General features: G+C 74.5%; 14 protein-coding genes. 10 read left to right on the top strand and 4 right to left on the bottom strand.

Annotated elements, in window-relative coordinates:
- The first annotated feature begins 146 nt into the window (after window positions 1-146).
- The 3 genes from AB0K03_RS06465 to AB0K03_RS06455 are packed head-to-tail and all read left to right on the top strand — an operon-like array spanning window position 147 to window position 3,104.
- Window positions 147-1,643: an AAA family ATPase gene (locus tag AB0K03_RS06465; protein ID WP_364681383.1), complete on the top strand. Its 1,497-nt coding sequence runs from the start codon at window positions 147-149 to the stop codon at window positions 1,641-1,643.
- Between the two features lie 41 nt (window positions 1,644-1,684).
- Window positions 1,685-2,578 carry a fructose-bisphosphate aldolase gene (locus AB0K03_RS06460; RefSeq protein WP_364681380.1) on the top strand — a complete coding sequence of 298 codons (894 nt, stop codon included), beginning with the start codon at window positions 1,685-1,687 and terminating at the stop codon, window positions 2,576-2,578.
- Between the two features lie 10 nt (window positions 2,579-2,588).
- Window positions 2,589-3,104, top strand: coding sequence for a flavodoxin (locus tag AB0K03_RS06455; RefSeq protein ID WP_364681377.1), 516 nt, complete (start codon window positions 2,589-2,591; stop codon window positions 3,102-3,104).
- Window positions 3,105-3,129: 25 nt separating this feature from the next.
- Here AB0K03_RS06455 and AB0K03_RS06450 read toward each other — a convergent pair whose 3' ends face one another.
- Together AB0K03_RS06450 and AB0K03_RS06445 are read right to left on the bottom strand one after the other, a co-directional pair.
- Complete coding sequence (locus AB0K03_RS06450; RefSeq protein ID WP_364681374.1) at window positions 3,130-4,128, bottom strand: zinc-binding alcohol dehydrogenase family protein; 999 nt, start codon at window positions 4,126-4,128, stop codon at window positions 3,130-3,132.
- A 16-nt stretch (window positions 4,129-4,144) separates the two neighbouring features.
- Window positions 4,145-5,071: a universal stress protein gene (locus tag AB0K03_RS06445; protein ID WP_364681371.1), complete on the bottom strand. Its 927-nt coding sequence runs from the start codon at window positions 5,069-5,071 to the stop codon at window positions 4,145-4,147.
- A 164-nt stretch (window positions 5,072-5,235) separates the two neighbouring features.
- Between AB0K03_RS06445 and AB0K03_RS06440 the strand changes: the two genes are divergently transcribed.
- The 5 genes from AB0K03_RS06440 to AB0K03_RS06420 all read left to right on the top strand — a co-directional run bounded on the left by AB0K03_RS06440 (window position 5,236) and on the right by AB0K03_RS06420 (window position 13,045).
- Entirely contained in the window at window positions 5,236-6,591 is a 1,356-nt protein-coding gene (locus AB0K03_RS06440; RefSeq protein WP_364681368.1) for a wax ester/triacylglycerol synthase domain-containing protein, read from the top strand.
- A 33-nt stretch (window positions 6,592-6,624) separates the two neighbouring features.
- Window positions 6,625-7,797 (top strand): hypothetical protein, encoded by a 1,173-nt coding sequence (locus tag AB0K03_RS06435; protein ID WP_364681365.1) that lies wholly within the window; start codon window positions 6,625-6,627, stop codon window positions 7,795-7,797.
- Window positions 7,798-7,801: 4 nt separating this feature from the next.
- Window positions 7,802-9,154, top strand: coding sequence for a nicotinate phosphoribosyltransferase (locus tag AB0K03_RS06430; RefSeq protein WP_364681362.1), 1,353 nt, complete (start codon window positions 7,802-7,804; stop codon window positions 9,152-9,154).
- A gap of 304 nt (window positions 9,155-9,458) precedes the next feature.
- The gene (locus tag AB0K03_RS06425) at window positions 9,459-10,343 is read left to right on the top strand and encodes a universal stress protein (RefSeq protein ID WP_364681359.1); all 885 of its coding nucleotides are present in this window, start codon (window positions 9,459-9,461) and stop codon (window positions 10,341-10,343) included.
- The gene (locus AB0K03_RS06420; protein WP_364681356.1) at window positions 10,340-13,045 is read left to right on the top strand and encodes a GNAT family N-acetyltransferase; all 2,706 of its coding nucleotides are present in this window, start codon (window positions 10,340-10,342) and stop codon (window positions 13,043-13,045) included. The genes AB0K03_RS06425 and AB0K03_RS06420 overlap by 4 nt, the downstream gene beginning before the upstream one ends.
- A 48-nt stretch (window positions 13,046-13,093) precedes the next feature.
- Here AB0K03_RS06420 and AB0K03_RS06415 read toward each other — a convergent pair whose 3' ends face one another.
- Entirely contained in the window at window positions 13,094-13,705 is a 612-nt protein-coding gene (locus AB0K03_RS06415) for a CBS domain-containing protein (protein ID WP_364681353.1), read from the bottom strand.
- 4 nt (window positions 13,706-13,709) lie between these two features.
- Window positions 13,710-14,723 (bottom strand): type I glyceraldehyde-3-phosphate dehydrogenase, encoded by a 1,014-nt coding sequence (gap, locus tag AB0K03_RS06410; RefSeq protein WP_364681350.1) that lies wholly within the window; start codon window positions 14,721-14,723, stop codon window positions 13,710-13,712.
- Between the two features lie 201 nt (window positions 14,724-14,924).
- Here gap and AB0K03_RS06405 point away from each other — a divergent pair, with 201 nt between their 5' ends.
- Window positions 14,925-16,562: an NAD(P)-binding protein gene (locus AB0K03_RS06405; protein WP_364681347.1), complete on the top strand. Its 1,638-nt coding sequence runs from the start codon at window positions 14,925-14,927 to the stop codon at window positions 16,560-16,562.
- The gene (nifJ, locus tag AB0K03_RS06400; protein ID WP_364681344.1) at window positions 16,559-20,113 is read left to right on the top strand and encodes a pyruvate:ferredoxin (flavodoxin) oxidoreductase; all 3,555 of its coding nucleotides are present in this window, start codon (window positions 16,559-16,561) and stop codon (window positions 20,111-20,113) included. Before AB0K03_RS06405 ends, nifJ begins: the two co-directional genes overlap by 4 nt.
- The last annotated feature ends 25 nt before the right edge of the window (window positions 20,114-20,138 follow it).

The raw sequence follows: 20,138 nt of genomic DNA, 5'->3' as shown, positions 1-20,138 counted from the left end.
TGCGTTTGCCTCCATCCCAGCGCGCGGGCGCGCCCGGCCCCAGGGCCATTGGTCCCCGTAGCGCCCCCCGTTTCTCCCTGGCGGCGCGCCGGCGGGGCGACGAGCGTGGAGGACGGCACCAGCCACCGGACCCGGCGAGGTCAGTCATGACAGCATCCGGTCCCGCAGCCGTCGCCGAGACGCACGCCGCCGTGCTGTTCTTCGTGGGCGACCGGGCGTACAAGCTCAAGAAGCCGGTCGACCTCGGGTTCCTGGACTTCCGCGACCGGGCGGACCGGGAAGCCGTGTGCCATCGGGAGGTGGCCCTCAACCGCCGGCTGGCGCCCGACGTGTACCTGGGCGTCGCCGACGTGCGCGGTCCCGGCGGCGTGATCTGCGATCACCTCGTCGTCATGCGGCGCATGCCGGCGCAGCGGCGGCTGTCCACGCTGATCCGGTCGGGCCAGGACGTCCGCGCGGAGCTGCGCCGGCTCGCGCGGGTGCTCGCCGCCTTCCACGCCACCGCCCGCCGGGGCCCGGAGGTCTCGGCGGAGGGCACCCGGGACGCGCTGCTGGGACGCTGGGACGCGACCTTCGCGCAGCTGCGCCCGTTCCACGGCGGTGTCCTCGACGCGGACGCGGCGGCCGAGGTGGAGCGGCGTACGCACGACTTCCTCGCCGGGCGGGAGCCGCTGTTCGCCGGGCGCATCGCGGGCGGGCACGTGGTGGACGGCCACGCCGACCTCATCGCCGACGACATCTTCTGCCTGCCCGACGGGCCGCGGATCCTCGACTGCCTCGAGTTCGACGACAAGCTGCGCTACGTGGACGTGCTGGACGACGTGGCGTTCCTGGCGATGGACGTCGAGCACCTGGGCGCCGCGGCCGAGGCGCGGGCCTTCCTGGACACGTACGCGGAGTTCAGCGGCGATCCCGCTCCCGCCGCGCTGCTGCACCACTACGTCGCGTACCGGGCGTTCGTGCGGGCCAAGGTGGGCTGTGTACGGCACGAGCAGGGCGATCCGGCGGCGGCCGCGGACGTCACGGCGTACACGGAGCTGACCCTGAGCCACCTGCGGGCCGGCGCCGTACGGCTGATCCTCACCGGCGGCACGCCCGGCACCGGTAAGACGACGCTCGCGGGCGCGCTGGCCGACCGGCTCGGCGCGGTGCTGATCAGCTCCGACCCGCTCCGCAAGGAGCTGGCCGGCCTGCCACCGCAGACCCGGGCGGCCGCGGCGTACGAGCAGGGCATCTACTCCCCCGCCTGGACGGAGAAGGTGTACGCCACCATGCTGCGCCGGACGGAGTCGCTGCTGGCGATGGGCGAGAGCGTCGTGCTCGACGCCTCGTGGAACCGCGACGCGCACCGGGCGGCCGCCCGCCTCCTCGCCGGCACCGCCCGGGCCGGGCTCACCGAGCTGCGGTGCACGGCCGCCCCCGCGACGGTGTCGGCGCGGCTGGCCCGACGTACCCCCGGCGCGTCCGACGCCGACGCGGCGATCGCGGCCGCCCTGGCCGCCGACGGCGACGCCTGGCCCGAGGCCTGTCCGATCCGGACCGACGGCCCGGAGCCGGCTTTGGACGCCGCGATCGGCGCGATCCGCGGCGGCGGCGGACGGCTTTGCCCGCCCGCGCGGGCCGTTGGACTCTGGGGTCGCTGAGCCTTCCGGGGTGAGGGTGAACGCAAGGAAAGGAGGCCGCCATGACAACGCGGCTGCGGCTGGCCAACTGCGGGCTCAGCGCGGGCAAGAAGGCCCGCCTGCACCGGATCCTCTACAAGCACGGACTCGGCAACGGCACGGCGCTGTTCCTCCCCTACGACCAGGGCCTGGAGCACGGGCCCCGGGACTTCTTCGCCGACCCGATCGCCGCCGACCCCCGGTACATCGTGAAGCTGGCCGTGGAGGGCGGGTTCAACGGCATCGCGATCCAGGTCGGGCTCGCGGAGAAGTTCTTCTGGGACTTCGCCGGCGAGGTCCCGCTGATCCTCAAGCTGAACGGCAAGACCGACATCCCCTCCGACGAGCGGGCCCTGTCGCCGCTGCACGCCTCCGTGGAGGACGCCGTGCGCCTCGGCGCGGACGCCGTCGGCTACACGCTCTACGTCGGCAGCCCCGCCCAAGACGCCGACTTCGCCCAGTACCGCGTCGTGCGGCAGGAGGCCCAGCGGCTGGGCATGCCGCTCATCGTGTGGGCGTACCCGCGCGGCGAGGCGATCGAGCACAAGGGCGGCAAGGACTCCTTCTACGCCGTGCACTACGCCGCGCGTACCGCCAGCGAGCTCGGCGCCGACGTCGTCAAGGTCAACTTCCCGCACCCGGAGAAGAAGACCGACGTGCCGGCGGCGTACGCGGCGGACTACAGCAGCCAGGAGGCGATCGACGCCGTCGTGCGGGCCGCCAACCGGACCATGGTGCTGGTCTCCGGCGGATCGCGGGCCGGCGACGACGTGATGATCGAGAAGGCCCAGGAGTCCATGTCGGCCGGCGCCACCGGGCTGATCTTCGGGCGCAACGTCTGGCAGCGCGAGCACGACGAGTCGCTGCGCTTCGTCGACCGGCTGCGCGAGATCCTCGCCAAGTACCCGACGCCGTAGGGAGGCCGGCATGAAAGCGCTCATCATCTTCGAGTCGATGTTCGGCAACACCCAGTCCATCGCCTGCGCGATCGCCGAGGGCCTGCAGGACACGTACGACGTCAGCATCGCCGACGTGTCCGGGATGCCCCGGGCGTACGGCGTCGACCTGCTGGTCGTCGGCGGCCCGACCCACGCGTTCAGCATGAGCAGGGCGTCCACCCGCGAGGACGCGGCCCGCAAGGGCACCGTCCGCGAGGGTTCGGTGGCGGCCGGCCTGCGCGAGTACTTCGACTGCTCGCCGGTGCTGCACGGCATCCCGGCGGCGGCCTTCGACACCAAGGTCAACAAGCCGTTGCTCCCGGGCTCGGCGGCCCGCAAGGCGCAGAAGGAGCTGCGCCGGCTCGGCTGCCGGATCGTGCTGCCGGCTGAGAACTTCCTCGTCACCGACACGACCGGCCCGCTGGTGGAGGGTGAGCGCGAGCGTGCCCGGCAGTGGGGCGTCGCGCTGGCGGCCGCGGCCGCGGCGCAGAGCCACAAGGTGTGATCATTCCGGCGCGGGCGGCGGTGCTTCAGCAGATGAGCACCGCCGCCCCGGTCACCCGGTCCGCGGCCAGGTCGCTCAGGGCGGTCGCCGCCTCGCCCATCGGGTACGGGCTCACCGAGACGGCCAGGTGGTGCGCGGCGGCGAACGCGAGCAGCTCACGGCCGTCCGCGCGGGTGTTCGAGGTGACGCTGCGCAGCGTGCGTTCCCGGAACAGCTCGCGGTCGTAGTTCAGCACCGGGATGTCGGTGAGGTAGATCCCCGCGACGGCCAGCGTCCCGCCGCGGTCGAGCGCCCGCAGCGCCACCGGCACCAGCTCGCCCGCCGGCGCGAACAGGATCGCCGAGTCCAGCGGCTCCGGCGGCTCGTCGGCCGCGCCGCCGGCGGAGGCCGCGCCCAGCTCGAGCGCCAGCTTCTGCGCCGCCACGGAACGCGTGAGCACATGCACCCGCGCGCCCTGCGCCATCGCGACCTGGGCGGTCAGATGGGCGGAGGCGCCGAAGCCGTATATGCCCAGCCGCCCGCCCGGCGGCAGCTCGGCGCGACGCAACGCGCGGTAGCCGATGATGCCGGCGCACAGCAGCGGCGCCAGCTCGGCGACGGGATAGCCGCCGGGCAGGACGTACGCGAAATCCGCCCGTACGGTGGTGCAGTCCGCGTACCCGCCGTCGGCGTCCCAGCCGGTGTAGCGCGACCGCGGGCACAGGTTCTCGGCGCCCGACCGGCAGTAGCGGCACTCGCCGCAGGTCTCCCGCAGCCAGGCCACGCCCACCCGGTCGCCGGGACGGAAACCGGTGACGTCCTCCCCGAGTTCGAGCACGTGCCCGACGATCTCGTGGCCCGGCACGACGCCGGGGCGGTGCACGGGCAGCTCACCGGCGGTGACGTGCAGGTCCGTGCGGCACACCCCGCACGCGTCCACGGCCACGAGCAGCTCGCCCGGGCCGGGCCGGGGAACCGGCATCGGCACCCGCCGCAGCGCCCGCCGCGGATCGGAACCGGGTTCGCGTACCTGCCAGCCGAGCATGGGCACCTCCGCCAGGTCAGTGCCGGCGCGCCGCCGCGGGCCGCCGGGCCGCACGGGCCGCCTTGGGTACGGTCCAGCCCGGCGGGACCAGCAGGACCGGGCACGCCGTCTGGCGCAGCAGCGTCCCGCCGAGCGAGCCGTAGAGCAGCTCCACGAAGCGTCCGCTGCGCCCCATGCCGGCGACCAGGAGCCGTCCGCGCCGCGACGCCCGTTCGAGGGTGTAGCCGATGTCGACGTCGTGCACGAGCAGCCGTTCGATGTCGACGTCGGGGAACCGCGCGTCCCAGCCCTCCATCGCCTCCGCGAGCCGGGCGTCGGCCTCGCGCCGGGCCACCGCGAAACCGGTGGCGGGCGTGCCACCGGCGGGCCCCGGTCCGGTGTACGTCCACACGTGCAACGCCACCAGCCGGCTGCCGGTGGCGGCTGCCTCCTCGAACGCGTACCTGATCGTGGCGGCCGCACCGTCGCGCGTGGAGACCGCGAGCACCACCGGGCCGCGCCCGGGCACGACACCCCGGTGCACCAGCAGCGGGCAGGAGCCGTGATGGGCCAGGTACGCGGTGGTGGAACCCCAGCTGGGCCGGGTGAGGATGACGTCGCGGTGCCCGACCACGAGCAGCCGGGCATGTTCGGAACGCTCGACCAGCACCTGCGCGGCGCTGCCGTCGGCCAGTTCCGTGCTCACGTCCAGATCCGGTATCCGCAGCTGCGCCCGGCGTGCCGCGAGGTCCAGCAGGTGCTTCCCGTCGTCCTGCGTCGGGATCGCGCCACGGATCCGGAACGCGCCGGAGTAGTGGCCGGGCCAGACGTGCACGATCAGCAACGGCGCGCGCAGGCGGGCTGCCTGGTCGGCGGCCAGATCGACGGTCTCCGGATGGGAGCGCGACCCGTCGATGCCGACCACCACGGGTAGGTCTCGCTTCGACGACACGACGCTGTGCATATCCGGACCGTAGGCTCGTGCCGCGTGACGGCGGCACGGCCGGTGGACCGTGTGATACGGGTCTTTCGGCAGGTTCGCGCCGCCTCTGTGCCCTGCTGCCCGGCACGCCCCGCCGGGTCCGGTGGCCCTGACCCCGGCGCCCGGCCCGCCGCGAGACTGACGCCATGGCCGTGAACGCCGAGCCCGTCAACGACGCCGACCTGGCCTTCCTGGCCATGGACACCGGCGCCGTGCCCGTGCAGTTCGCGGCCGTGCTGGAGCTGGACCGGCGCATCGACCCCGCGCTCGCCGCCCGGTTGCTCGCCGAGCGGGTGCCGCGTACCCGGCTGGGGCAGCACATCACCGCGCGCGGACCGCTGCGGCGTCCGGTGTGGCAGGACGACCAGTCCTTCGACGTCGCCCGCCACCTGGAGCTGCGGCACTGTCCCCCACCCGGGGACGAGCCGGCCCTAACAGCGCTGGCCATGGAGGTCTTGCTGCGCCGGCTGCCACGGGACCGTCCGTTGTGGCGGGCCGCGATCGTCGACGGGCTGGCCGGCGGGGGCAGCGCCCTGATCATCGTCGTCCACCACGTCGTCGCGGACGGCATCAACGGGATGACCATCCTCGGCCGGCTCGCCGACCGGCTCGCCGCCGGCGAGGATCCGCGGCCCGCGCCGCCGCCCCCGGCGGCACCGCCCCGGCCGTCGCCGCCCATGCGCCGCATCGCGCGGCTGCGCCGGCTGGTGCTGGCGACGGTCGCAGCCGGTGGGCTGGCGCCGGAACGCGCGGAGCCCTGTTCCCTGACCGGGCGCACCGGTCCGCACCGCCGCGCCGCCGTGGTCACCGCCGGCGTGCCCGGCCTGCGGGCGACCGCGCACCGGCACGGCGCCACCGTGCACGCCGCTCTGCTGGTGGCGGTGGCCAGCACGCTGCACCGGGTCCTCGCCCGGCGCGGCGAGAGCGTCGGATCGGTGGTCATGGCGGTCCCGGTGGCCGGCGACCACGACGGCCCCGGCTCGCCCGGCACCGTGGCCAGCCCGATGCTGATCACGGTCGCGGCGGACGGGCCCGTCGGTGACCGGCTGCACGCGGTGGCGGAGGCGGTGCGCCGGCGTCGTGCCCTGGCAGCGGGGCTCGCGCCCATCGCCGTGGCCGGCCGGCCGTTCCGCCTCATCGCCCGGCTCGGCGGCTACGCCTGGTACATGCGCCGGCAGCGGCGGCTGCACACCCTGGTCAGCTTCGTGCGCGGGCCCGAGCGGCCGCTGCGGTTCGGCGGCGCCACGATCCGCCGGCTGATCCCGCTGGTCGTGGGCGGCGAGACCAACGTGACCGTGGCGTTCCAGGCGATCTCGTACGCCGGCACGCTCGCCGTCACCGCGGTGGCGGATCCGCAGACCTGCCCGGATCTGCCGGTGCTGGGCGCGTACCTCGCCGAGGAGCTGACGCGGCTCGGCGGCGCGCAGGCGGGGCCGCCCGGGCCGCCGGATGCGACCATCGGCCCTGGCAGCGCCCGGGATGCGCGCGCACAGTCGAAGTGAGGTCATCGGCCGCCCTGATGCTGGAGGTGGACGATGTCCGACCAACCGACGGTGCAGTTCCCGTCGGCCGCGGAGCCCGGCCCGCGGCGCCGCCGGCCCTGGCAGGTCGCCCTCATCGCGGCGGTCGCCACCCTCGTCCTGGTCCTGCCGGTCGGGCTCTACCTGCTGCTGCGGCACGACACCGGGCCGTCCGCCCAGCCCGGCGTACCCGCGCCGGCCACCACCTCGGCCACCCCACCGGCGGGCGCCTCCCCGTCGCCCTCCGGCCCGGGCACCAGCACGCCGCCGGGCGCGCCGAACGGCCGGATCAGCGCGCGCGAGCTCGGCAACTCCGTCCTGGACATCCCGCCGTGGCCGGCCGACAACGTCCGAGGACCCTCCGGCAAGCAGCACTTCCACGACGGCATGGTGAACCTGCCTGAACGGATCGGGGCCTACAACGAACCACCAGACGGCAGGGAGCTGGTGCTGCTCGGCGTGACGTACGGCGACGTCGACCGTGACGGCGCCGACGAGACCGTCGCCGGGATCGGATGCTTCATCGAGGGCGGCAGCAAGCAGCTCGTCGCGTTCGACCGGGACGCCGCCGGCCACATCGTGACGCTCGGGCAGGTGGTGGCGACCACCGGCGAGCTCCGCGACATCAGCGACGACGGCACCACCGTCGTGAACGGCGTGGTCCGCGCGCGCGTCGGCGACTTCCAGCGGTGCTGCGACGACCAGACGCCGCAGAAGTGGCAGATCCGGGGGTACGCCCTCCGGCACGGCACCTTCCGCCAGGTCAGCGGGCCCACCGTCATGACACCCAACCCGTCGGTCACGCAGACCACGGTGCACGCCGGTGATCTGACCCTCGGCCCGGCCGTCTCCGGTTACCGGTACGGCACCCTCGCCGTGACGGTCACGCACGGCTGGGGCTACCGGCCGGCGCACCTGACGATGTGGTTCCGCCCGTCCGCCGGACTCGAGCGGGCGGGAACGAGCTGGCCACCGGTCACGGTGGACCCGACCTCGTTCCGCGTGACGCTGCGACCGCCTCCGGACCAGGGCAGCCGTACGTACCGGTTCGCGTTCCGGGCGCCGGCGGCCGTGACCACCGGGACGATCCACGTCGAGGCGACCGGGACCGATCGCGACGGCTCGTACCTGAGCGAGGCCGTGCCCTGGGACAACTCCGACGCCGCGATCGTGGGCAGTGTGGACTGACGCCGTGAACGGACTGGACCTGGATCTGTACGAGGCCCGCATGGCCGCCTCGTACCTGCGCCGGGGCATGACCGGCCCGGCGACGTTCAGCCTGTACGCGCGCGCCCTGCCGGACCGGCGGGGCTTCCTGGTGGCCGCCGGGCTGGCCGACGCGCTGGCTTTTCTCCAGGGCTTCCGCATGGACGACGACGAGGTGGCCTACCTGCGCGATGTGGCGGAGCTGGACCCGGCCGGCGCGGACCTGCTGCGCGGCGTGCGCTTCACCGGCGACGTCTGGGCGGTCCCGGAGGGCCGGGTCGTGCTGGCCGGCGAGCCGCTGCTCGAGGTGACTGCCCCGGCGGCCGAGGCCCAGCTCGTGGAGACCGCCCTGCTGTCCGTCGTGACGTTCCAGACCTCGGTCGCGGCCAAGGCCGCGCGGTGCCGGCTCGCCGCCGGCGGGGCACAGCTGATCGACTTCACGATGCGCCGGGCCCCGGGGCTCGCGGCGGCCGACGGCGTGACCCGGGCGACCGCGATCGGCGGCTTCGACGCCACCAGCAACGTGGCCGCCGCGCGGCGCTACGGGCTGCGACCGGCCGGCACGATGGCGCACTCGTTCGTGCAGGCCTTCCCCGACGAGCAGTCGGCGTTCCGGGCCTTCGCCCTGGACCATCCGCAGGCGCCGACACTGCTGGTGGACACCTACGACACGATCGGCGGCCTGTACGCCGCGATGGCGGTGATCCGCCAGACGTGCCCGGACCGCCCGGCCGCCGTCCGGCTCGACTCCGGCGACCTGGCCGCCCTGTCCGCGCGGGCCCGGCGCATCCTCGACGCCGGCGGGCTCAGCCGGGTGCGGATCGTGGTCAGCGGCGGGCTCGACGAGGACCGCATCGCCGCGCTCGTGCGGGCGGACGCGCCGATCGACGCGTACGGCGTGGGCACCCGTCTCGGCGTCTCCTGGGACGCGCCGTCCCTCGACAGCGTCTACAAGCTCGTCGCGTTCGACTCGCGGCCGGTGGCGAAGCAGTCGCCGGGCAAGGCCACCCTGCCGGGGGCGAAGCAGGTGTTCCGCGACGGCACCTGCGCCGCCACGGACGTGCTGGGGCTGCGCGCGGAGGCCGCGCCGGACGGGCGTACGCCGCTGCTCGTGCCGGTCATGCGCAACGGCGTGCCGACGCTGACGGGTGACGAGGCGTCCCAGGTCCAGCGGGCCCGGGAGCGCTGCGCGGCCGACGTGCGGTCGCTGCCCGCGGAGGCGCTGCGGCTCGACGACCCGGTCGCCCCGGAAGCGGTGCTCAGTCCCGCCCTGCGCGCCGTACGCGACGACGTGCGGGCCGCGTTCCGCCGCGGCGGCGACGGGGCGCCGTGGCGCTGACCCGGCGCGGGGTGCCGGACACGGCGGACCCACCGGCGGGCGCTCCTCGAGCCCTGCGGCGGGAAAGACGACTGCCATCGGCGGACTCGCAGCCGTGGTCTCGTCATCACCTCCGCCACCCGAGGCTTTCACCCCGGTACCGGTGGGTTCTCTTTCATCGTGCTCCGGCGCCGGTACGGACTCCAGGGCCGTTGGTCCCGTTCCGCCGCCGGCCGCCCGGGCCGGCCCGCGGGTTCGGGACCTTCTGCCCTGCCCGGCCCATCGGCCCCGGCCGATGATCGGGGGAGGGACGAGGGGAGGAACCATGACGACGAGGGCGATCATCGTGGCGACAGACGGGACCGCGCACGGCAAGGCCGCGGTGCAGTGGGCGGCACGCGAGGCCGAACGCCGAGGGGTGCTGCTGCGCATCACGTACGTGTACGACTGGGAGTGGCGGGAGGCCCGCTTCGACTACAGCAACCAGTACGTCGACGCGGCACGCCGGATGGCGGAGGCGATCACCGCCAAGGGTGTCGACCAGGCGCACGAGGTGGCTCCCGCCGTACGGATCGAGACCGACGCGCTCATCGGGCACGCGGCCGCACGCCTGCTCGCCGCCGCCGAGGGCGCCGAGCTCATGGTGCTGGGCAGCCGCGGCCGCGGCGGCTTCGCCAGCCTGCTGCTCGGCTCGGTGAGCCAGCGGGTGGCCACCCACGCCGCCTGCCCCGTCGTGGTCGTGCGCGGCCGCGGCGACGTCATCGACGGCCCCGTCGCGGCCGGCGTCGACGACTCCCCCGCCGCCGAGCACGTCCTGGGCGCCGCCTTCGAGGCCGCCTCGAGCCGGGGCAGCGCGCTGGCCGTCGTCCGTTCCTTCCTGCCACCCGTACCGCTGTGGCTGGCCAGCACCGTGCCCGCCACCGACGTGGTGACGCCCGAGGCCGACGCCGCGGAACGCGCCCGCCTGAACGAGCTCGTGGCGCCCTGGCAGGCGAAGTACCCCGACGTCGCGGTCGAGACGATGCTGTCGCACGACAGCGCCGCCGCGGTCCTCGTGGGGGTGTCGCACGGCGCCCAGCTCGTCGTCGTCGGCACGCACGGCCACGGTGTCGTCGCCGGCACGTTCCTCGGCTCCACGACCACGCAGCTGCTGCACCACGCCGACTGCCCCGTCCACATCGTGCGCAGCCCGGAAAAGCGGACGCCGTGACCGCCCCGGTCCCGGCCGCGCCCGAAGCCGACGCGCTCACCTCGGACGGCGGGATCGTCACCATCCGGCCGGTCGCCGTCGGCGACCGGCCGGCGCTGTCGAGGCTGTTCGCCGCCGCCTCCGAGGAGAACCTGCGGCTCCGCTTCTTCGCCCTGCCGAGCCCCGCGACGATCAGCGCCGAGATCGACCGGCTGTGCCGCCCGGACGACGCGCGGCACGTGGCCGTCGTCGCCACCGAGGCGGGGCGGATCGTGGGCGTGGCGTCGTGCGAGCGCGCGGACGACACCGCGCCGCGCGCCGAGTTCGCCCTCTTCGTCGCCGACGGCCAGCACGGCCGGGGCATCGGGACGCTGCTGCTGGAACACATGGCCGCCCGCGCCCGGCCGCTCGGTGTCACCGAGCTCACCGGCGAGGTGCTCCCCGGCAACCTCGGCATGCTGCAGGTCGCGCGGGACCTGAGCGCCCACGCCTGGACCCGGTTCGACCGCGGGATCGTGGACATCGGCGTGGACACCGGCGACGACGAGGCCGCCGAGCCGATCATCGACGCGCGGGACCGGACCGCCGAACGGGCGTCCCTGCGGGCCCTGCTCACCCCCCGCTCCGTGGCCGTGGTGGGCGCCGGGCACACCCGCGGTGGCGTCGGCCACGAGACGCTGCGCGCGCTGCGGGAGTACGGCTTCCCCGGGCGCGTGTACGCGATCAACTGCGCCGGCGCGGCCGTGGACGGCGTACCGGGCGCCCGCTCGCTGCGGGAGCTGACCCGGCCGGTCGACCTCGTGGTGATCGCCGTACCGGCGGAGGACGTGCCGGCCGTCATGGGCGACGCCGCGGCCGCCGGGGCGCGCGGCGTGGTCGTGCTGAGCTCCGGTTTCGGCGAGGACGGGCCCGCCGGGCGGCGGCGCCAGCAGGAGATCCTGCAGATCGCCCGGGCGCACGGCATGCGGCTGGTCGGCCCGAACTGCCTGGGCATCCTGAACACCGACCCGGCCGTACGCCTCAACGCCTGCTTCGCGCCCGCTCCCCCGCCGGCCGGCGGCCTGGCGATCGCCGCGCAGTCCGGGGCAGTCGGGATCGCCCTGCTGGACAACGCCATCCAGACCGGGTGCGGCGTGTCGTCCTTCGTCTCGCTGGGCAACAAGGCGGACGTCAGCGGCAACGACCTGATCGCGTACTGGTACGACGATCCGGCGACCCGGGCGGTGGTGCTCTACCTGGAGTCGTTCGGCAATCCGCGCAAGTTCGCCCGTACGGTGCGCGCCCTGTCGCGGCGCAAACCCGTGCTGGCCATCAAGAGCGGGCGGTCCGACGCCGGGCAGCGCGCCGGGTTGTCGCACACCGCGGCGGCCGCGGCGCCGGCGGCGACGGTCGACGCGCTCTTCGCGCAGGCCGGCGTGATCCGCACCGGCACCCTCGGCGAGCTGCTCGACGCCGCCCGCATGCTCAGCGGCCAGCCGCTGCCGGCCGGGCACCGCCTGGGGATTCTCGGCAACGCGGGCGGCCTCAACGTGCTGGCGGCCGACGCCGCCGAGGGTGGCGGGCTGCAGGTACAGCCCTTCAGCGAGCGGCTGCGCCGGGACATCGTCTCGGTGTCCGCGGTGTGCGCCGGCGCCGCCAATCCCGTGGATCTGGGTGCCGGCGCCTCGCCGGCGACGTTCGCGGACGTGGCGGCGGTCATGGCCGACAGCGGTGAGGTGGACGCCCTGCTGCTCGTGGTCGTCGGCACGCGGGCGAACGCGCCGGCCGCCATCCTGTCGGCGCTGGGCGCCGTCGTCGACGACCGGCCCGGCATGCCCGTCGCCGCCGTCCTGGTCGGCCGGGGCACCGCGGGCCCGTCCCTCGGCGAGCGCGGCGCGCCCGTCTTCGACCTGCCGGAGCAGGCGGTCACCGCGCTCGCGCACGCCGCCTCGTACGCCGCCTGGCGACGCCAGCCGCTGGGCACCCGCCCGGTGCTGCCCGGCGTGGACGCCGAGGGCGCCCGCATGCTGATCCAGCACACGCTCGCCGACGGCGCCGGCTGGCTCACCTACCAGCGGGCCACCGCGCTGCTGCAGCGCTACGGGATCCCGGTCCTGCCCGCCGAGCACGTGACGACCGGTCCGGACGCGGTGGCCGCCGCCGAGCGTGTCGGCTTCCCGGTCGTGGTCAAGTCGGCGGATCCCGCCCTGGTCCACAAGAGCGACACCGGCGGCGTACGCCTGGGCCTGACCGGGGCGGCCGCGGTCCGCGCCGCGTTCGACGCGGTCACGGCGGCCGGCGCGCCGGGCACGGGAGCCGTCGTGCAACGCCAGGTACGGGCCCCGGTGGAGCTGGTCACGGGTATCGCGCACGACCCGCTCTTCGGGTCGGTGGTGCTGCTCGGCCTCGGCGGGGTGCAGACCGATCTGCTCGGCGACCGCTCGCTGCGGCTGGTCCCGATGACCGATCTGGACGCCGCCCGGATGTGGCGGGATCTGCGCGCCGCTCCCCTGCTGACCGGCTACCGCGGGGCGCCGCCGGTGAACACCGCCGCGGTGGAGGATCTGCTGCTGCGGCTGGGCCGGCTCGCGGAGAACCATCCGGAGGTGGCCGAGCTGGACCTCAACCCGGTCTTCGCCGGCCCGGACGGGGTTCTGGCGGTGGATGTGAAGCTGCGGCTCGCCCCGGTCGGCGCCGAGCCCGACGCGACCCTGCGTACGCTGCGCGCCCGCGAGTGCGGCTGACGAAGGGGCTGCCCCGGTCCGGCCGGGGCAGCCCCTCGCGGGCCGGCGCTACGACGTCACGACCTTGACGCTCGCCGCGGCCACGCCGGGCACCGTACGCGCCAGGACCTCGACGACCGCGCGTTCGGTGTCGTTGGCGAACCGGCCCTCCACCGTGGCCACGCCGCCCTCCACGACCGCGGTCCAGCGGTGCTGGCCGTCGGCGTACTCGTCGAGGCGGTGCTGGACCTCCTTGGCCAGCACCTCGTCGCTGCGCACCATGGCACGCAGGATGTCGCGGCGGCTGATGACCCCGACCACGTCCCGGCCCTCGAGGACCGGCATGCTGCGGACGTCGTGCTGCAGCATCGTGTCGGCGACCTCGGCGACGTCCGCGTCCGGCGTCGTGGTGAGCGGGAACGGGGACATGACCTCGACCACCATGCCGGGACGGCGCGACGGGTCGGTGTCCAGGTGCCGGGCCAGATGCGCGGTGGGGTCGGACGGGACCCGGTGCCACAGCAGGTCGCTCTCGCTCACCATGCCGACGAGCAGCCCGTCCGCGTCGACCACCGGCAGGGCCGTCACCGCCTTGGCGGCCATCAGCTCCGCGGCGCTCTCCACCGGCGCGTTCTGCCAGATCACGTGGACCGGGCTGCTCATGATGTCCTTGGCGCGCATGACGTCACCTCCGGGTGGCCATCTGCTGGGTGAGGTCGACGAGCCGGTTGGTGTAACCCCACTCGTTGTCGTACCAGCCGAACACCTTGGCGAGGCGCCCGCTCGCCTGGGTCAGTTTCGCGTCGAAGACGCAGGAGGCGGGGTCGCCCACGATGTCGCTGGAGACGATCGGCGCCTCGGTGTAGCGGATGATCCCGTGCAGCGGGCCACCGGCGGCCTCCGCGACGGCGGCGTTGATCTGCTCCGCGCCGACCTCGGTGGCGAACTGCAGCGTGAGGTCGCTGATGGAGCCGTCGACGACCGGCACGCGCAGGGCGACGCCGTCGAGCCGGCCCGCGAGCTCGGGCAGGACCACGCCGACCGCCTTGGCGGCGCCGGTGCTGGTCGGGATGATGTTGACCCCGGCGGCCCGGGCCCGGCGCGGGTCCTTGTGCGGCGCGTCGAGGACGTTCTGGTCGTTCGTGTACGCGTGCACCGTCGTCAGGTAGCCCGCCTCGACGGTGAACGCCTCGTGCAGCACCTTGAGCAGCGGCGCCACACAGTTCGTGGTGCACGACGCGACGGAGACGACCATGTGCAGGTCGGGATCGTAGGAGTGCGCGTTGACCCCGGGCACCAGGGTCGCGTCGACGTTCTTGCCCGGCGCGGAGATCAGCACCCGGCCGGCGCCCGCCTTGAGGTGCAGCGCCGCGTCCTCGCGCTTGCGCAGCTTGCCCGTCGATTCGATGACCAGGTCCACGCCCAGGTCACCCCACGGCAGCGCGTCCGGGATCCGTTCGGAGAACGTCGGGATCCGGTGCCAGCCCACGGTGAGGGCCTCGTCGTCGTAGCTGATCTGGGCGTCGAGGCGGCCGAACGTGGAGTCGTACTCGAGCAGGTGGGCGAGCATGGCCGAGTCGTAGAGGTCGTTGATCGCGACGACCTGAAGGCCCGCGTTGGCGAGCTTCTTGTCCGTCAGGGCGCGCAGGTAGTTACGGCCGATGCGGCCGAAGCCGTTGATCGCGATGCGGTAGGTCATGGTCAGCCTCCAGCCTTGGTGACGCCTCCAGCCTGTCGCGGGCGCGGCGGCGGGGGCAGGGCCGAACGACCCGCGGCCCGGGGGTGTTGGGCCCGCGGCACGACCCGGTGACCGCTTGCCCGGCCGGGTCGGGACCATCGCCCCTTAGGTTCGCCGCCGCGGCCGCGCACGCTCGCGGTAACCGCCCGGGAGGAGACCGGAATGACTCCGAGGCCGCGCGACCTGACACCGCTTCCCGACCTTGTGCACGACCGTGCCCGCAGCGGCCCGGTCCGCGACCGCAAGCCGGTCTATCGCAACCTGACCGCGCCCTGCGACGCCGGCTGCCCCGCGGGCGAGAACGTCCAGGGGTGGCTGGCCGCGGCCCGCGCCGGGGACCACGAGCGCGCCTGGCGCCTGCTGGTGGCCGCCAACCCGTTGCCCGCGGTGCACGGCCGGGTCTGTTACCACCCCTGTGAGAGCGCGTGCAACCGCGCCAATCTGGACTCCGCCGTGTCGATCCACGGGGTGGAACGCTTCCTCGGCGACCTCGCGATCGAGCAGGGCTGGGCGTTCGACCCGCCGCCGGCGCCCACCGGCCGGCGCGTGCTGGTGATCGGGGCGGGCCCGAGCGGGCTGTCGGCCGCGTACCACCTGGCCCGGCTGGGGCACGAGGTCGAGATCCACGACGCCGGCCCGGAGCCGGGCGGCATGATGCGGTACGGCATCCCCGCCTACCGCCTGCCCCGCGACGTCCTCGCCGCCGAGATCGCCCGGATCGAGGCGCTCGGCGTCCGGATCCGCAGTGGCCGGCCGGTGCACGACCTGGCCGCCGAACGGGCCGCCGGTCGCTTCGACGCGGTGTTCGTCGCGGTCGGCGCCCACCTGTCCAAGCGCGTCGACATCCCCGCCCGCGAGGCCGGGCGCATCGTCGACGCGGTCGGGTTCCTGCGCAGCGTGGCCTCCGGCGAGCGACCGGTCATCGGCCGCCGGGTGGCCGTGTACGGCGGTGGCAACACCGCCATGGACGCCGCACGCGTCGCCAAGCGGCTCGGCGCGGACGAGGCCCTCATCGTCTACCGGCGGACCCGCGGCCAGATGCCCGCGCACCCGGAGGAGGCGGACGAGGCCGAGCGCGAGGGCATCACGATCAACTGGCTGCGCACGATCCAGGCGTTCGACGCCGGCGAGCTCACCGTCGAGGTGATGGAGCTCGACGAGGACGGCCGCCCGGTGCCGACGGGCCGCACCGAGACCCTGGAGGCCGACACGGTCATCCTGGCGCTCGGCCAGCGGTGCGACACCGCGTTCCTGCGCGACGTGCCCGGGGTCGAGTTCGCCGCCGACGGCACCGTGGTGGTGACCCCGGGGCTGATGACCGGTTGCCCGGGCGTCTTCGCCGGCGGCGACATGGTGCCCGCCGAGCGCACCGTCACCGTGGGCGTCGGCCACGGCCGCCAGGCGGCGCAGCACATCGACGCGTACCTGCGCGGCGCCCTGGAGGACCAGCCGGCCGCACCGGCCGTGGCCTCCTTCGACCTGCTGCATCCCTGGTACTTCGGCGACACCGGGCGCCGCGCCCAGCCGGAGCGCGACGTCACCACGCGCATCGCCGACTTCAGCGAGGTCGTCGGCGGGCTGGACGCCACGGCGGCCCGGTACGAGGCCGGCCGCTGCCTGTCCTGCGGGACGTGCTTCGAGTGCGACGGGTGCCTCGGCGCGTGCCCGGAGCAGGCGATCGTGAAGCTGGGCCCGGGCCTGGGCTACCGCATCGACGACAGCCGGTGCACCGGCTGCGCCACCTGCTTCGAGCAGTGCCCGGTGCACGCCATCGAGATGATCCCGGAGGTCCTCCCATGACGCGCACGACCATTGACGGCAACGAGGCCGCGGTGTCGGTCGCGTACCGGCTCAACGAGGTGTGCTGCATCTACCCGATCACGCCGTCCTCGGCGATGGCCGAGCTCGCCGACGAGTGGTCGACCGCGCGGCGGCCGAACATCTGGGGCTCGGTGCCGACGGTGGTGGAGATGCAGAGCGAGGGCGGCGCGGCCGGGGCCCTGCACGGCGCGCTGCAGAGCGGCGCGCTCACCACCACCTTCACCGCTTCGCAGGGCCTGCTCCTGATGATCCCGAACATGTACAAGATCGCCGGCGAGCTGAGCCCCGCGGTGCTGCACGTGGCGGCCCGGTCCCTCGCCGCGCAGGGCCTGTCCATCTTCGGCGACCACTCCGACGTGATGGCCGTCCGCGCCACCGGATTCGCGCTGCTGGCCTCCGCGTCGGTCCAGGAGGCCCACGATCTCGCGCTGGTCGCCCAGGCCGCCACGCTGCGCACGCGGGTGCCCTTCGTGCACTTCTTCGACGGCTTCCGGACCTCGCACGAGCTCAACACCGTCGAGCTGCTCGGCGACGACGACCTGCGCGCGCTCGTCCCGGCCGGACTCGTCCGCGCCCACCGCGGCCGTTCGCTGTCGCCGGAGCGCCCGTTCATCCGCGGCACCGCCCAGAACCCGGACGTCTACTTCCAGGGCCGCGAGACGGTGAACCCGTACTACGCGCGGGTGCCGGACGCGGTGCAGGAGGCGATGGACGCGCTGGCCCGCCGCACCGGGCGCCGGTACGGCATCGTGGACTACCACGGCGATCCGCGAGCCGAGCGGGTGCTGGTCGTCATGGGCTCCGGCGCGCAGACCGCTGCGGAGACGGCGCTGCACCTGGCTGCCCGCGGCGAACGCGTCGGCGTGGTCCAGGTACGTCTGTTCCGACCCTTCCCGGCCGCCGAGGTGGCCGCCGCGCTGCCCCCGACGGCGCGCCGGATCGCGGTGCTCGACCGGACGAAGGAACCGGGGTCGCAGGGCGAACCGCTGTTCCTCGACGTGATCGCCGCGCTGGCCGAACACGGTCCCGGCCGGCTGCCCACGGTCATCGGCGGCCGCTACGGGCTGGGCTCCAAGGAGTTCACGCCCGGCATGGTGGCCGGAATCTTCGCCGAGCTGGCCCGCGAGGAGCCGCGGCGGCGGTTCACGGTGGGCATCATCGACGACGTCGGCGGCACGAGCCTGCCGTACGAGCAGCTCGAGATCGAGCCCCCCGGCACGGTGTCGGCGGTGTTCTTCGGGCTCGGCTCGGACGGCACGGTGGGCGCCAACAAGAACACGATCAAGATTCTCGGCGCCGACCCGCACACCCACGCCCAGGGCTACTTCGTGTACGACTCGAAGAAGTCCGGCTCCATGACCGTGTCCCACCTGCGGTTCGGTCCGGCGCCGATCCAGGCGCCGTACCTGGTGACCCGTGCCGGCTTCGTCGGCTGCCACCACATGGGACTGCTGGACCGCGCCGACGTGCTAGCCCCGGCGGCCGACGGCGCGACCCTGCTGCTCAACACCTCCGGCACGGCGCGGGAGGTGTGGGACTCGCTGTCGCGGCCGGTGCAGGAACAGATCATCGGCAAGCGGCTGCGCGTGTACGCCGTCGACGCCGACCGGGTCGCCACCGAGGCCGGTCTGCCCGGGCGGACCAACACGGTCCTGCAGACCTGCTTCTTCGCGATCTCCGGCGTGCTGCCCCGCGAGACGGCGATCGAGCGCATCAAACAGAGCATCACGAAGACGTACGAGCGGCGCGGCACGGAAGTGGTCGAGCGCAACCACGCCGCCGTGGACCGCGCGCTGGCGGCCCTGCACGAGGTGCCCGTACCCGGCTCGGTGACCGCCACCCGCGACCGGCCGCCGGTGGTGCCGGCCGACGCGCCCCCGTTCGTCCGGACGGTCACCGCGGCGATGATGGAGGGGCACGGCGACCGGCTGCCGGTGAGCGCGCTGCCGCCGGACGGCACGTACCCGGGCGGGACGACCGCGTACGAGAAGCGCAACGTCTCCGACCTCGTGGCGGTCTGGGACCCGGACCTGTGCATCCAGTGCGGCACCTGCAGCATCGTCTGCCCGCACAGCGTCATCCGCTCCACGTTCTACGACCTCAAGGAGCTGGCCGGTGCGCCCGACGGCTTCGCCTCCGCGCCGCTCAACGCGCGCGGGGTGCCGGACGCGCAGTTCACCCTGCAGGTCTACCTCGAGGACTGCACGGGCTGCGGGCTGTGCGTCGAGGCGTGCCCGGTGGCCGCCCCGGACGACCCGGAGCACCGGGCCATCAACCTGCGGCCCCGGGAGCCGGAGCTGCGGCACGGGCGCGAGGACATCGCGTTCTTCGAGACGCTGCCGATGGCCGACCGCTCGCGGGTGGACTTCGAGACCGTACGCGGCGCCCAGTTCCTGCAGCCGCTGTTCGAGTTCTCGCTGGCCTGCGCCGGCTGCGGCGAGACGCCGTACCTGAAGCTGCTGTCCCAGCTGTTCGGCGACCGGCTGCAGATCGCCAACGCCACGGGCTGCTCCTCCATCTACGGCGGCAACCTGCCCACGACGCCGTGGACGCGCAACCGCGAGGGGCGCGGCCCGGCGTGGTCGAACTCGCTGTTCGAGGACAACGCCGAGTTCGGGCTGGGCTTCCGCCTCGCCGCCGACCTGCACCACGGCCTCGCCGCCACCCGGCTCACCGAACTGCGCGACCGGATCGGTCCCGGCCTGGTCGACGCCGTCCTGAACGCCCCGCAGCGGCGCGAGTCGGAGTTCGCCGCGCAACGGGCCCGGCTCGCCGAGGTGCAGGACCGGCTCGCCGGCCTGGACCCGGCCGATCCCGCCGTGGCCGATCTGCGCAGCGTGCTGGACCACCTCGTGCGGCGCAGCGTGTGGATCGTGGGCGGGGACGGCTGGGCGTACGACATCGGCGCCGGCGGCCTCGACCACGTGCTGGCCAGTGGGCGCGACGTCAACGTGCTGGTGATGGACACGGAGGTGTACTCCAACACCGGCGGGCAGATGTCCAAGGCCACCCCGCTGTCGGCGGTCGCCAAGTTCGCCGCCGGCGGCAAACGGACGCCGAAGAAGGATCTGGCGCTGCAGGCGATCGCGTACGGCAACGTCTACGTGGCGCGCGTGGCCATGGGCGCCGACCCGCAGCAGACCCTGCGGGCGCTGCGCGAGGCGGAGGCCTATCCCGGGCCGTCGCTGGTGATCGCGTACGCGCACTGCATCGCCCACGGCATCGACATGCGCAAAGGCATGGATCAGCAGCACCGCGCCGTGGCGTCGGGCTACTGGCCGCTCATGCGCTACGACCCGATGCTGCGGGCGGCCGGCGAGAACCCGTTCCTGCTGGACTCGCCGCGGCCCCGGCTGCCGCTGAGCGCGTACACCGAGCGGGAGCTGCGGTTCCGGCAGCTCGAGCGGATCGATCCGGTGGAGGCCGAGCGGCTGGCCGTGCTGGCTCAGGAGGAGGTGGACCGGCACTGGCAGGTCTACGAGGAGATGGCCGCGCGGGGGCCGGAGCGATTCCCGGCGGCGGCGGGCTGAACCGCAGGGGCCCCGCGCGGGGCCC

Source organism: Actinoplanes sp. NPDC049316, from assembly GCF_040677315.1.
In the GTDB taxonomy this organism is placed as follows: Bacteria; Actinomycetota; Actinomycetes; order Mycobacteriales; family Micromonosporaceae; genus Actinoplanes.
The sequence above is the reverse complement of the archived record's forward strand: the minus strand, read 5'-3'. Positions and strand labels throughout refer to the sequence as shown.